Origin of the sequence: Tardiphaga sp. 215_C5_N2_1, assembly GCF_052076055.1 — a bacterium.
In the GTDB taxonomy this organism is placed as follows: Bacteria; Pseudomonadota; Alphaproteobacteria; order Rhizobiales; family Xanthobacteraceae; genus Tardiphaga; species Tardiphaga robiniae.
The window spans coordinates 4,140,370-4,153,536 of sequence record NZ_CP197240.1 but is presented as its reverse complement, the minus strand read 5'-3'; the positions used below and the strand labels follow the sequence as shown (position 1 = coordinate 4,153,536).

Below are 13,167 nucleotides of genomic sequence, written 5' to 3'. Positions count from 1 at the left end.
CAAGCGAAGTGGATACCGGTTCGCGTCTAGAAAACGCGTCAGAATAAAAGGCGTAGCCCTCCGGTTCCATATCTCTCCAGATATTTCAGCCTCGATGCGCAGGTTCTAACAGTTCAATCGCCGGAACCATTGTGCGGCCGCGAGCTTGTATCGGCGCAATACCGATCAATCAAAACTGGAGATCATCATGATCCGCCGTCTTCTTGGAACCGCTGCCATCGTCGCCATGATGGCTCTTCCCGCCGTTGCTCAGGCTCAGGGTGTCCCCGGAGGCATTGAGCGTGGTGCGCGCGATGGCGAGCGCGCAGCTGGTCCTGTGGGCGCTATCGTAGGCGGCACCATCGGTGGTGTTGTCGGCGGTGTAGCCGGCGTGCTCGGTGTCGACGATCGTCCGCGGTTCCGCAGCTATGTCGTGGAACAGCGTCGCCCATCCTACACCTATAGCAACGAAGTTCGTGTCGGTGCCGTGCTGCCTGAGAGCGGCGTGACCTATTACGAGGTTCCGGCAGAATACAATTCCGCCCGTGAATACCGCTACACCGTGGTCAATGGTCGCACGGTTCTCGTCGAGCCGCGCACCCATCGCATCGTGGAAGTGATCGATTAAGCCGATCAATAAATGACTTTTCGAACGGGCCGCCTTCAGGCGGCCCGTTTTGTTCCATCTATGGCCTGCGGCGTATCTGTAGTCAGCGCCGATGTTCTCGCGTAGAGAAGTGCCGGGGAATCACACGAGCACCACGCGGCGATCAATCGCCCGGATGCGGAGAACGATGGCCACCAGCAATCGCGATCAGATCGCCCCTGCCATCGCACTGGACATTCCCCTTGCCGATCGTACCGAGACAGGTCTCGCTTTGCCGGACGGCGTGCAGCCCTATCGCATCGACTGGCTCAACACGCTCACCATCGCCACCTTTCACGCACTCGCACTACTCGCGCTGATGCCGATGTTCTTCAACTGGACAGCGGTGATTGTGACGGTCATCGCAGCGCGGTTGTTCGGCCTCATCGGCATCAATATCGGTTATCACCGGTTGCTGACGCATCGTGGTTTCAAGTGTCCGAAATGGCTGGAGCACGCTTTCGTTGTCGTGGCGATCTGCTGCGCCGAGGATACGCCGGCGCGCTGGGTTGCCATCCATCGCCGTCATCACGAGAAGTCCGACGAGCAGCCGGACCCACACAGCCCGCTTGCCAGCTTCTTCTGGGGCCATATGGGCTGGCTGCTGGTGAAGAACCCGGACCTGTCCCGCCTCGGCATCTATGAACGATATGCCAAGGACGTCCTGCGCGATCCGTTCTATGTCGCGCTGGAGCGCAATCTCTGGCAGCTGAAGATCCTGCTCATCCAGATCAACGTCTTCTTCTTTGCGGGCCTGGCCGGCAAACTGCTGTGGGGCGGCTCATGGGCCGAGGCCGTGCAGTTCGCTTTGAGCATCGTCATCTGGGCGGTCTTCGTGCGAACCGTCTTCGTCTGGCATCAGACCTGGGCGGTCAACTCGGTCACCCACATCTGGGGCTATCGCAACTACGCGACCGATGAGGACAGCCGCAATAATCTGTTCATTGGCTACCTCGCCCATGGCGAGGGCTGGCATAACAACCATCACGCCGATCAGCGCTCCGCGCGCCATGGCCATCGCTGGTGGGAGTTCGATACCACCTATCTGACGATCCGCCTGCTGGAGAAGCTCGGCCTGGTATCGGATATTGTCGAGCCGCGGCATACGACCAAGAGGTAAGGCCTGCCAAGCTCGAGCATGCCACACGAGATGCAACTTTTCGTCACAATTCGCGTTACTACACCATGATGACGAAGCCCGATATCTGGTACGTGGCGTTTGGCCCCGACAAATCCGTGAAGTCCGACACTCGTGCGACAAACGGTGTGCGTACGACCAGGACCTTCAAATCCGAAATCGATGCAAAACTGTTCGCCCGGGAAATCCTGGCCAAAGGCTGGACCGCTACAGCCGGCACACTCAATCCATATCAACCCAAGCGCACCATTGCGGCATCGCAGATCGAAGACTGGGCCGATCCCGCTCGAGCCGACTAATCTGGCTAGATGACTTCGTAGGCGAAAAACAGAATGATTACCGTGATCGCGACTAGGCCTCCCAGAAAGCACTGATCGGCAATCGACTCGCAGCGCTCGCTGAGTTGGCGGTTTTGCGACTTCCGCATCGATGTGTAGGACGCGACCGCGCTGGCGAGGAAGAACAGCGAGGCGATGGCCGAATATTCATCGACCCGGCTGGGGCCGATCTGCGGCTCCATGATCTTGACCAGTCCGATCAGCGTCGCGCAGACGCCGATCATCGTTCCGGAGCTCGGCAGGATGTGCTTGGAAAGCGCTCCTTGCTCCCCGGAAGCCCTGTCGTCGCTCATGGCGGGATTATGCCTGGCCGGTGAGGAACGGGTTGGTCATGCGCTCCTGGCCGATGCTGGAGCCCGGGCCATGACCGCAGATGAACCCGACATCGTCGCCGAGCGGGATCAGCTTGGTCGTAATCGAATTGATCAATGTCTCATGGCTGCCGCCGGGGAAATCGGTCCGCCCGATGGAGCCTGCGAATAGCACGTCGCCGACATGGGCGAATTTCATCGCCTTGCTGTAATACACGACGCTCCCAGGCGAATGACCGGGGCAGTGCAAGATGTCGAAAGTCAGGCCGCCGACGCTGACGGTGTCGCCTTCATTGAGCCAGCGGTCAGGAATGAAGTTGCGGGTGCCCGTCATGCCGTACTTCGCGCCGCTGTCCTCGACATGTTCGAGCAGGAACGTATCGGCGACATGCGGGCCGATGATCTCGACCTTCAGCGTTTCGCGCAGCTCGTCGGCGCCGCCGACATGGTCGATATGGCCGTGGGTCAGCCAGATCTGTTCGACCTTCACATTGGCCTTGGCAATGGCGTCCAGGATCAGTGGCACGTCGCCGCCGGGATCGATCACCACGGCCTGCCGCGTGGCCTCATCCCACAGCAACATGCAGTTCTGCTGAAACAGGGTCACCGGAATGATGGTGCCCCCGGCCTGGGCTTTATGTTTGGTTTCATCTGTCATCGCGCCACAATGCTGATTTTTGCGGGCGAGAAAAGGGGGAATTTGGGCGGCTTCTTTCTTCCCCTCTCCCCCGGGCGCGGCGCAGCCGCGACGGGTGGGAGAGGGTGGATCGAACCGCAGAGCGGTTCGAGACGGGAGAGGGGGCGCTCGCTCAAGGCCCTCTCCCGCCTTCGCTTCGCTCAGGCACCCTCTCCCACGGCGCGCAGCTTCGCTGCGCTGGGGAGAGGGGAGGGAAAGGACGACCGCGTTCTACTTCTTCAACTGCACCTTCAACGTCGCCTCCACCTCGCGATCGAAGGACGACGCCTTGGCCGGCGCCTTGTCGCGCTGGGTCATGAGGTAGGCATCGCGCTTGGCCACCAGCGCTGTCAGCTTGTCGTTCAGCGCCTTGCGATCCTTCATCTGCTTGCCGAGTTCATCGGCGCGCTGCTGCGGCGACAATTTGCGAATGGTCTCAGGCAATTCATCTTCCTTCACGCTGTCGAGCTTCTGCTTGCCGGCGGACACGTCGCTGACAAGATCGCCGCCGCCCGTGACGGCTTCCGACGACACTTTCGCGCGCTTGTTGATGTAGCTTGCCATATCCGTTGCCGAGGCGGGCGCCGCCGCTGCGACTTCCGAGAGCTGCCGGGTTTTGTTCTCGGTGTGCTTCTGCAGCGCGCGCGGGCCGTAGGGGATCACCGTCTTGTTGATGTCGTTCTGCAGGATGATGATCTCTTCGTCATAGGGTGTCTCGATGATGACGATCTGGCCGCCATCCTGCGGGATTGCGATGAAACGGCCGTCGCCGCGCTGGGCAACGTCGCGCCAGACCTTCTCCGTATCGCGGGCAGCGCCTGCCAGAACAGCGTTGACGATGATGTCCTTCTGCTTCGCGACTTCGAGCGTGGTCGTGTATTTCGTGTCCTGCTGATAATCCATATGCGGCGGTGCGTCGCCGACCAGGAAGACGATACGCCTGACATCGTTACCCTTGGTCCATTGCAGCTTGTTGACGGCGACATCGAGCGCCTCGTTGACGCTTTCCGGCCAGTCGCCGCCACCCTGCGCCCGGACCTGCAGCAGGTTGCCATAGAGATCCTGGATGTCGGTGGTGAGGTCGAAGGTCTTGGTCACGTAGTCGTCGCCGATGTCGCGATAGGCGACGAGGCCCATGCGGATGTCGGCGTCGGGATTACTGTCAAGGATGGTGGTCGCGATCGACCAGATCTTGCGCTTGGCGCCCTCAATCAGGCCGCTCATGGAACCGGTAGTGTCGAGCACGAAGGCGACCTCGACGGTCGGCTTGGCCTGTGCGGAACCCGCGAAAATCGCTTGTGGCAAAGTTGCGGCAGCCGCGAGCAGGACGACGCGACTGAGATGGGATAAGCTCATGGAATGTCTCCGTAATCCGGGCTGCTGCGATGAAAGAACACGCCCGCTGCGCTTGCGGAAAACTTGCGTCCGGCTTGCGACATGCGTGCGGCAGACTGGCGGGAGACGTGATGGGCGGCCCCGCCGAAATCGGCTAAGTTTGTCGCCATGGAATCGAACGCCGTTCACACGCCCGCGCTGATTTTCGATCGTCGCCAGTCGGAGACGGCGCTGGCGATTGTGCGCGGAACCACAAGGTTGCTGCGGTCGCTGGGATTCTCATGCGTCAGCGAATTGCCGCTGCCATCCGGACGGCGTGCGGATCTGGTTGCGCTGAACGAACGCGGCGATGTCTGGATTGTCGAGATCAAGTCATCGATCGAGGATTTGCGGGCTGATCAGAAATGGCCCGAGTATCGCGCGCATTGCGACCGGCTGTTCTTTGCCTTCACGCAGGATCTGCCCTGCGAGATTTTTCCCGCTGACACAGGCCTGATCGTGGCGGATGCCTATGGCGCGCATGTGCATTGCGATGCACCGGAGCATCGTCTGCCGGCGCCGACGCGCAAGGGCATGATGCTGCGCTTCGCGATGACCGCGGCGCACAGACTGAACAGGCTGCACGACCCTCAAGGTCATGCAGCCCTGCCGAACGAAATCTAGCTTTTAAAGAAGGCTCAACGCGGCGCGCGCTTGGCGAGAATGCGCTGCAGCGTACGGCGATGCATATTCAGGCGACGTGCGGTTTCCGAGACGTTGCGGTTGCACATCTCATAGATGCGCTGGATGTGCTCCCAGCGCACGCGGTCGGCCGACATCGGGTTGTTCGGCAGTTCGGACTTGTCATTGTCGATCGCAAGCAGCGCTGCAACAACGTCATCGGCGTCGGCCGGCTTCGACAGATAGTCGACGGCACCCATCTTCACTGCTGTCACGGCGGTGGCGATGTTGCCATAGCCGGTGAGCACGATGGCGCGCGCATCGGGACGCTGTTGCTTCAGCGCCGACACGACATCGAGGCCGTTGCCGTCACCGAGACGAAGATCGACTACGGCAAAAGCGGGTGCTGACTTGCTGATCTGGGCAAGACCTTCGGAAACGGAGTCGCAGGACGTGACCGTGAAGCCGCGCGTTTCCATTGCACGCGAAAGACGCTCCAGAAACGGCTTGTCGTCCTCCACGATCAGGAGCGAGCGGTCGGTCTGTTCAGTCACTTCGGCGAGCGCATTCACGGTTCAAAATCCTCCATATCCAATACGATACCATATGGCGCTGCCGAATGCAGCTGCCAAGGGTGTGAAGATTTGAATGGCTTGATTGTGAAGTTAATCCAAAAGCGTTTTGGCCCGTAAAACGGGTGGTTAATTCTAATCACGGTGGTACATCAGCGCGGCGTGTTGTCGCAGAGCAGCATGATGGACGAAACGTAATGAAAGCAGATCCGGAATGGACGCGACTCCGACTGGGCCGAAGAAGCCCGAGGTAAATGACGAGACATCCGCTCGTTACGACGGCTGGCGTATCGTCGGTGTTTGTTTCCTGCTCGCGACATTCGGCTGGGCGCTCGGTTTCTATGGCCAGAGCGTGTATCTCGCGGAACTTCAGCGCGTGCATGGCTGGCCGGCCTCGACCATCGCGACGGCGACCACGTTTTTCTATCTCGTTGGCGCGTTGCTCGTCGCATTCGTGAGTGAAGCAATGCGCGCGCTCGGGCCGCGCAACTGTTTGCTGGCCGGTGTCGGGGTGATGGCCTTCGCCACGATCCTGCTCGGACAGATCACGTCGCCCTGGCAGCTCTATGCAGTGAACGTGCTGCTCGCCTTCGGCTGGGCCGGCACCAGTCTCGGCGCGATCACCAACACGCTTGGTCTGTGGTTCGACAAGAAGCGCGGCATGGCCATCAGCTTTGCGCTGAATGGCGCGAGTTTCGGCGGCATCGTCGGCGTGCCTTTACTGGTCGCGGCGAGCAATGCCTTCGGCTTTGGCGGCGCGACTATCGCAGCAGCGATCGCGATGCTTGTGCTGCTCGTCCCGGTGATCATCATCTTCGTCGGCCATCCGCCGCATCGCGCAGCATCCGCCACACCGGACGGTGTTGCCGCTACGGCCAGCGCGCCATCGTCGACACGGATTCGCGCGGAGGCGATGCGCGACGTGGCGTTCCTGACGCTCACCATTGCTTTTGCGTTCGGATTGTTTGCGCAGGTCGGCTTCATCGTGCACCTGATCTCGTTTCTCGATCCGGTGATCGGCCGCGAGCGCGCGGCAGCCGCGGTATCGCTGCTGACGCTGATGGCGGTGGTTGGCCGCGTGCTGTTCTCGACAGTGATCGACCGGCTCAATCAGCGGCTGGCATCGGCGCTGTCGTTTCTCAGCCAGGCGACGGCGCTTGCGATCATTATCAATTCGCGCAATGAGGCGCTGGTGTTCTTTGCCTGCGCGTTGTTCGGCTTTTCGGTTGGAAATCTGATCACGCTGCCGGCGCTGATCGTGCAGCGCGAATTTGCCGCACGCTCGTTCGGGGTGCTGGTTAGCCTGATCACGGCGGCGACGCAGGTCACTTACGCTTTCGGTCCGGGCATCGTCGGCTGGCTGCGCGATCTCTCGGGCAGTTACGCCGTGCCGTTTTATGTCTGCATGGCGTTGCAGGTGGCCGCGGCAGTGTTGATCATGGTGCGGGGGCGGAAGAGCAAAGCTCTAACCTCATGGTGAGGAGGCGCGTAGCGCCGTTTCGAACTATGAGCTGCTTGGCACATCCTTCGAGACGCCGCGCGAAGGGGCGCGGCTCCTCAGGATGAGGACTGAGTTTATGTCTGCCGCTGCTTCAGCAGCTCCTCAACATCCAGCCGCCTGGTAAACATCGCAATCCCGCCATCGCCATTCCGTGGCCACTCCGCCTCCGGCCGATCCCAATACAGTTCGACGCCGTTCTGGTCGGGGTCGCGCAGATACAGCGCCTCGCTGACGCCGTGGTCGCTGGCGCCGTCAAGCTGTATGCCGGCCGAGAGCAGGCGGTGCAACGCGTCGGCCAATGCGGCGCGGGTGGGATACAGGATCGCGGTATGGAAAAGACCTGTCGTGCCGGGCGCCGGCGGCTGGCCGCCTTTGCTCTCCCAGGTGTTCAGGCCGATGTGGTGATGGTAATCGCCGGCGGCGATGAAGACAGCCTGATCGCCATAGCGCTGCTTGACCTGGAAGCCGAGCACATCGCGGTAAAAACCGAGCGCGCGATCCAGATCGGCAACCTTCAGATGAACATGCCCGATCCGCGTGCCTGCGGGGATTGGCGGGGTTGGGTCGGGCATGTGGGAGCTCCTGAGTTGCGTGATGCTCAAGACGATCTAGTCACGGGATCGAAGGATCGGTAGAGCGTCTTCGCGAAACCCATCGTTTCCGGGAATTGGATTGATGGGTCTCGCGGCGCTTTACCCATAGGGGCATCGCCTACGCAAGTTCCGAGACCAGCCCGTCTGGCAGGCCGAACTCGTAGGTGTTCAGCGTCATCGAGACCATGGTGTAGTAGCCGCACAGGCCGATGATCTCGACGAGGCCCTGGGGGCCCAGCGTCTCGGTGGCTTCGTCATAGAGCGGCTTGGACAGGCCCTGCGCCTCGTGCAGCGACCGGGCGACGTCATAGATCACCCGCGCCTTCTTCTCGCTGAAACTAGGCGTGCGACGGTTCTTGATGTCTTCGATGATGGCGGGATCGAGGCCGCCATCGAGTGCCATCTTCTTGTGCGCATACCATTCGAAATGCGCGGTCCAGTGCCGCGCGGTGACGAGGATCGCCAGCTCGGCATGCGCGGGTGTCAGCGTGGTGTCGTAGCGCAGAAACGCGCCGAGGCGGGTCGCGTGCCGGGCCATGTTCGGGCTGGCGAGCCAGGCCATCATCGGCTCCGGCGGGCGTCCGCGCTTGCTGGCGATCGACTCGTCATAGATGGACTTCTGGTCGGGAGACATTTCGCCAGGCGAAAGCCACTTGAGACGCATGTTGTTTCCTCGTGTGTTTTTGCTCGTTGTTCTCTGGCGATACACCGGAATGGCGAGCCTGACTACTTCCGCTTTGCAGCAGGCCATTGAATTCCACGAAGTGGCGAGTAAGCTTCGCCCAACAACATTGCGGATGCTCGGCATCCCGCGCACAAAATGGATGGAAACGTTGATGTCGGATCTCGATCAATTTCGCGGCGAGACGCGCGCCTGGCTCGAGGCCAATTGCCCGCCGGAGATGCGCAAGCCGATGAGCTCGGACGAGGATACGTTCTGGGGCGGTCGCAATGCGAAGTACTCATCCGAGCCGCAGCGGATCTGGTTCGAACGGATGCGCGACAAGGGCTGGACCGTGCCGCATTGGCCAAAGGAATATGGCGGCGGCGGCCTCGACGGCGAACAGACGAAGATTCTGCGCCAGGAAATGGCTGCGATCTCGGCCCGTCTGCCGCTGGTGTCGTTCGGCATTTCCATGCTCGGGCCGGCGCTGCTGAAATATGGCACCGACGCCCAGAAGCAGGAGCATCTGCCGAAGATCGCCGCGGGCCTGATCCGCTGGTGCCAGGGCTATTCCGAGCCCAATGCCGGCTCCGATCTGGCCTCGTTGCAGACCCGCGCCGAGAGCGACGGCGATGACTATCTCATCACCGGCCAGAAGATCTGGACGTCTTATGCGAACTACGCCGACTGGATCTTCTGTCTGGTACGCACTGATGCGTCCGGCAAGAAGCATGATGGCATCAGCTTCATCCTGTTCGATATGACGTCGAAGGGTGTCTCCACCAAGCCGATCCTTTTGATCTCCGGCAAGTCGCCGTTCTGCGAGACCTTCTTCGACAATGTCCGCGTGCCGAAGTCGCATGTGCTCGGCACCGTCGATCGCGGCTGGGACGTGGCAAAATACCTGTTGCAGCACGAGCGCGCGATGATCTCCGGCATGGGCGAGCGCGGTGCTGGCCGGCCGCTTGGCCAGGTCGCTGCCGACTCCATCGGGGCGGACGAACAGGGCCGCCTCGACGATGCGATGCTGCGCGGGCAGATCGCAAGTTTCGAAGTCGACGAGGCCGCATTGGCCTGTGCGGCAGAGCGCGCGGTCGATCTGGCGAAAGCCGGTCAGGCGCATCCGGCGTTTTCGTCGGCGATGAAATATTACGGCACCGAACTCAACAAGCGCCGCCATGAAATCCTGATGTCATCGGGCGGCATCGATGCACTGGAATGGGAAAGCCAGCGCTCGCAAGAAGGCGCACGTCCGCGTGCGTGGCTGCGCACCAAGGCGAATTCGATCGAAGGCGGCACCAGCGAGGTGATGCTGGGGATCGTTGCCAAACGCATTCTGGATTTGCCGGGGGCGTGAATTTCACTCTGCCCTCATCCTGAGGAGTGGCCGAAGGCCGCGTCTCGAAGGATGGTGGTGCACTCCATCTCATGGTTCGAGACGGCGCTTCGCGCCTCCTCACCATGAAGACTGAGCTAGGATCAATTTGGTCGCCAGGCCGCCTCATCATTGGATCACACCCATGCCTCTCCTCCTCAACGAAGAACAGACCATGCTGCGCGACAGCGCCCGCGGCTTTATCGGCGACAAGGCGCCGGTCAGTCATTTCCGGCAGCTGCGCGATGCCAAGGATGCGACCGGCTTCTCGCGCGACTACTGGCGCGCGTTTTCCGAGATGGGATTTGCCGGATTGCTGGTGCCGGACGCGTTCGGCGGCAGCGGGCTCGGCGCCGTCGAAGCCGGCGTGGTGATGGAGGAGATTGGCCGCACACTGATGCCGTCGCCATTCTTCTCCACGGCTGTGCTGGGCGTCTCGGCGCTGAATCGGGGCAGCGACGCGCAGAAGTCGGAATATCTGCCGAAGATCGCCAGTGGCGCGCTGCTGGCGGCGCTGGCCATCGATGAAGGCGCGAAGCATCGCCCGCTGCAAACGGCGATGAAGGCCGCGCGCTCCGGCAATGGCTTCAAGCTGAATGGCGCGAAGGCCTTTGTCGTCGATGGCCACACCGCCGATCTCCTGATCGTCGCAGCGCGCAGTGCAGGTGCGCCGGGTGAGCGGGATGGCCTCACGCTGTTTCTGGTTGATCCAAAGGCCAAGGGCATCGCGCTTGAGCGCACCGCGATGGTGGATTCGCACAATGCAGCGCGGATCACGTTCGACAATGTCGAGGTCACGGCCGACAGCGTGCTCGGCGATGTCGATCAGGGCGGGGCATTGCTGGATAGCGTGCTGAATATCGGCCGCGGTGCCGTTGCCGCCGAAATGGTCGGCCTGTCAGACGAAGTGTTCGGCCGCACCGTGACCTATCTCAAGGAGCGCAAGCAGTTCGGCAAACTGATCGGTGAATTCCAGGCGCTGCAGCATCGCGCCGCGCATCTCTATACCGAGATCGAAGTCACCCGCGCGGCCGTGCTGAAGGCGCTGCAACTGATCGACGACGGCGCATCGACGGCGCCGGCCGCTATTGCCGTCGCCAAGGCCAAGGCCGGCACCACGGCGACGCTGGCTGTGCAGGAAGGCGTGCAGATGCATGGCGGCATGGGCATGACCGACCAGTTCGACATCGGCTTCTTCATGAAGCGCGCGCGGGTCTGCCAGGAATTGCTGGGGGACAGCAATTATCACGCGGACCAGCTGGCGCGGCTGAAGAATTATTGAGGCGGGCGCTCTTAACCTCTCCCCGCGCTTTGCGGGGAGAGGTCGCCGCGTCTTCGCGGCGGGTGAGGGGCATGGCAGGCGCGCGCCTCATCGGCAGTTCATCGGATCGCTCCGATGATGGGCGCCGAAGCTTCCCGTGGAATTCTTTGCTTAGAGAGTGTGAGATTGGCGCTGGCCCTGTGCCATGCCCCTCACCCGCCCCGGCGTCGCTGTGCTCTGCCGGGTCGACCTCTCCCCGCGCAAGATGCGAGGAGAGGTTAAGTACCTACCTGATCGGCGGGGCGTACTGAATGCCGCCGGCGCTCCAGATCTGGTTCAACCCGCGCGGAATCTTCAGCTTCGAGCCTTCGCCGATATTGCGGTCATAGACTTCGCCGTAATTGCCGACATGGCGGATGATGCGGGCAGCCCAGTCCTTGGAGAGGCTGAGGTCTTCGCCATAGGCGCCTTCGGTGCCGACCAGACGCATCACGTCGGGCTTCTTGGACTTCAGGGCTTCGTCGATGTTCTTCGAGGTGATGCCGAGCTCCTCGGCATTGATCATGGCATAGAGCGTCCACTTTACGATCATCATCCAGTCGTCGTCACGCTGGCGCACCACGGGGGCCAGCGGCTCCTTGGAGATGACGTCGGGCAGGATCAAGTGATCGTCGGGCTTGCTCATGGTCAGGCGCAGCGCATAGAGCTGCGAGGCATCCGCCGTGAAGGTGTCGCACTGGCCGGAATTATAGGCCTTCAGGACTTCGTCCAGCTTTGGAAACTTCACTTCGGTATATTTGATGTTGTTGCTGCGGAAGTAGTCCGCGAGGTTCAGCACCGTCGTGGTGCCGTCCTGGACGCAGACCTTGCTGCCATCGAGTTCCAATGCGGAATCGATCTTGCGAGACTTCGGCACCATGAAGCCCTGGCCGTCATAATAGGATACGGCCGGGAAATAGAGATCGTAATTGGTTTCGCGCGACATGCTCCAGGTGGAGTTGCGCGACAGGATATCGACCTTGCGGCTCTGCAGCTCCTTGAAGCGGTCCGACGCGTCGAGCGGAACGAAGGTCACCTTCTTCGGATCGTTGAAGATCGCGGCGGCAACGGCGCGGCAGAAGTCGACATCGAAGCCGGTCCAGGTGCCCTGCGCATCCGGCGACGAGAAGCCGGGCAGGCCGGTATTGACGCCGCAGAGTACAGCATCACGTTTGACGGTGCGCTTCAGCGTCTTGGTGTCGTAGCGCTCATAGGTGATCGCAGCCGCAGCCACTGCAGTGGCAACCACCAGGCCGATGGCCAGCCCGGTCGTGAAAGTCCGCTTCATCCCCATGCGAAGTCCGCCCCGTCGTCAGAGAAAGAGATATGTCAGAGAAAAAATGGATCGAAGAGCTGCACGGTGAGGCGCAGATCAGATTTCAGGCTTCTGGCGCACGATGACCTTGGTGCCTACCGGAATCCTCTCATAGAGGTCGGCGACATCGGCATTGACCAGCCGGAAGCAGCCGGACGATACGGCGGTGCCGATGGTGTCGGGCCGGTTGGTGCCGTGGATGCGATAGACGGTGGCGCCGAGATAGAGCGCGCGGGCGCCGAGCGGATTGCCGGGGCCGCCCGCCATGAAGCGAGGAAGGTAAGGCTGGCGCGCGATCATTTCCGGCGGCGGCGTCCAGTCCGGCCATTCCGCCTTGCGCGAGATTTTCAAGAGGCCCTGCCACTGGAAGCCGTCGCGGCCGACGCCGATGCCGTAACGCAGCGCGCGACCATTGCCTTGCACCACATAGAGATGGCGCTCCGAGGTCGCGATGATGATGGTGCCCGGTGCCTCGGTGGTGCGGTACAGCACCATCTGCTTCTGGAATTCCGGTTCAAGCTGAACGGAGTCGTCGGCAATCAGCCCGGGCTCGTCGCCGACATCCGGGCGCGGTTGCTGGGCGAGGCCTTGCGTGATCGACAACATCAGGCTGGCTGCGGCGACGAGCTGAAAGCCAAGCAGGCGGCGGATGTTGATCATCGCAGGCATCTCCGGTTTCGCGTCCGATATTCTGTATCATCCCAGCCAAATCACGGGAACCATGAAATCAGCGGGCATGGCGACGGTCCGCGCGCGGACGTCGT

Annotated in this window: 15 protein-coding genes; 7 read left to right on the top strand and 8 right to left on the bottom strand. The window is 61.6% G+C overall.

What is annotated here, in order from left to right; translation table 11 throughout:
• Positions 1-187 precede the first annotated feature (187 nt).
• The 3 genes from AB7828_RS19735 to AB7828_RS19725 all read left to right on the top strand — a co-directional run bounded on the left by AB7828_RS19735 (position 188) and on the right by AB7828_RS19725 (position 2,062).
• The gene (locus tag AB7828_RS19735; RefSeq protein WP_068730422.1) at positions 188-607 is read left to right on the top strand and encodes a DUF1236 domain-containing protein; all 420 of its coding nucleotides are present in this window, start codon (positions 188-190) and stop codon (positions 605-607) included.
• A gap of 166 nt (positions 608-773) precedes the next feature.
• Positions 774-1,745 carry an acyl-CoA desaturase gene (locus AB7828_RS19730; protein WP_441230964.1) on the top strand — a complete coding sequence of 324 codons (972 nt, stop codon included), beginning with the start codon at positions 774-776 and terminating at the stop codon, positions 1,743-1,745.
• Between the two features lie 65 nt (positions 1,746-1,810).
• Entirely contained in the window at positions 1,811-2,062 is a 252-nt protein-coding gene (locus AB7828_RS19725) for a hypothetical protein (RefSeq protein WP_093757625.1), read from the top strand.
• A gap of 5 nt (positions 2,063-2,067) precedes the next feature.
• Here the strand turns inward: AB7828_RS19725 and AB7828_RS19720 are convergent, their stop codons facing one another.
• The 3 genes from AB7828_RS19720 to AB7828_RS19710 form a co-directional block, all read right to left on the bottom strand.
• The gene (locus AB7828_RS19720; protein ID WP_089263487.1) at positions 2,068-2,394 is read right to left on the bottom strand and encodes a hypothetical protein; all 327 of its coding nucleotides are present in this window, start codon (positions 2,392-2,394) and stop codon (positions 2,068-2,070) included.
• Positions 2,395-2,401: 7 nt separating this feature from the next.
• Positions 2,402-3,070 carry an MBL fold metallo-hydrolase gene (locus tag AB7828_RS19715; protein ID WP_441230963.1) on the bottom strand — a complete coding sequence of 223 codons (669 nt, stop codon included), beginning with the start codon at positions 3,068-3,070 and terminating at the stop codon, positions 2,402-2,404.
• 249 nt (positions 3,071-3,319) lie between these two features.
• Positions 3,320-4,444 carry a vWA domain-containing protein gene (locus AB7828_RS19710; protein WP_441230962.1) on the bottom strand — a complete coding sequence of 375 codons (1,125 nt, stop codon included), beginning with the start codon at positions 4,442-4,444 and terminating at the stop codon, positions 3,320-3,322.
• Positions 4,445-4,591: 147 nt separating this feature from the next.
• On the opposite strand from AB7828_RS19710, the gene AB7828_RS19705 reads away from it, so the two are divergent.
• Positions 4,592-5,086: an MmcB family DNA repair protein gene (locus tag AB7828_RS19705; RefSeq protein WP_441230961.1), complete on the top strand. Its 495-nt coding sequence runs from the start codon at positions 4,592-4,594 to the stop codon at positions 5,084-5,086.
• Between the two features lie 14 nt (positions 5,087-5,100).
• Here AB7828_RS19705 and AB7828_RS19700 read toward each other — a convergent pair whose 3' ends face one another.
• Positions 5,101-5,655, bottom strand: a complete 555-nt coding sequence (locus tag AB7828_RS19700) for an ActR/PrrA/RegA family redox response regulator transcription factor (RefSeq protein WP_089263491.1) — start codon at positions 5,653-5,655, stop codon at positions 5,101-5,103.
• Positions 5,656-5,869: 214 nt separating this feature from the next.
• Here AB7828_RS19700 and AB7828_RS19695 point away from each other — a divergent pair, with 214 nt between their 5' ends.
• Positions 5,870-7,135 (top strand): MFS transporter, encoded by a 1,266-nt coding sequence (locus AB7828_RS19695; RefSeq protein WP_441230960.1) that lies wholly within the window; start codon positions 5,870-5,872, stop codon positions 7,133-7,135.
• Between the two features lie 95 nt (positions 7,136-7,230).
• On the opposite strand, the gene AB7828_RS19690 is transcribed toward AB7828_RS19695, so the two are convergent.
• Both AB7828_RS19690 and AB7828_RS19685 read right to left on the bottom strand, forming a co-directional pair.
• Complete coding sequence (locus AB7828_RS19690) at positions 7,231-7,728, bottom strand: VOC family protein (protein WP_441230959.1); 498 nt, start codon at positions 7,726-7,728, stop codon at positions 7,231-7,233.
• A 139-nt stretch (positions 7,729-7,867) separates the two neighbouring features.
• On the bottom strand, positions 7,868-8,413 hold the full coding sequence (locus AB7828_RS19685) for a carboxymuconolactone decarboxylase family protein (protein ID WP_441230958.1): 546 nt from the start codon (positions 8,411-8,413) through the stop codon (positions 7,868-7,870).
• Positions 8,414-8,585: 172 nt separating this feature from the next.
• On the opposite strand from AB7828_RS19685, the gene AB7828_RS19680 reads away from it, so the two are divergent.
• Positions 8,586-9,770 (top strand): acyl-CoA dehydrogenase family protein, encoded by a 1,185-nt coding sequence (locus AB7828_RS19680; protein ID WP_441230957.1) that lies wholly within the window; start codon positions 8,586-8,588, stop codon positions 9,768-9,770.
• Positions 9,771-9,933: 163 nt separating this feature from the next.
• The gene (locus AB7828_RS19675) at positions 9,934-11,070 is read left to right on the top strand and encodes an acyl-CoA dehydrogenase family protein (RefSeq protein ID WP_441230956.1); all 1,137 of its coding nucleotides are present in this window, start codon (positions 9,934-9,936) and stop codon (positions 11,068-11,070) included.
• A 265-nt stretch (positions 11,071-11,335) separates the two neighbouring features.
• Here the strand turns inward: AB7828_RS19675 and AB7828_RS19670 are convergent, their stop codons facing one another.
• Together AB7828_RS19670 and AB7828_RS19665 are read right to left on the bottom strand one after the other, a co-directional pair.
• A complete protein-coding gene (locus AB7828_RS19670) occupies positions 11,336-12,376 on the bottom strand; it encodes an amino acid ABC transporter substrate-binding protein (RefSeq protein WP_086936948.1) in 1,041 nt (346 codons plus the stop codon).
• Between the two features lie 84 nt (positions 12,377-12,460).
• On the bottom strand, positions 12,461-13,063 hold the full coding sequence (locus AB7828_RS19665; RefSeq protein ID WP_089263709.1) for a L,D-transpeptidase: 603 nt from the start codon (positions 13,061-13,063) through the stop codon (positions 12,461-12,463).
• Between the last annotated feature and the right edge of the window lie 104 nt (positions 13,064-13,167).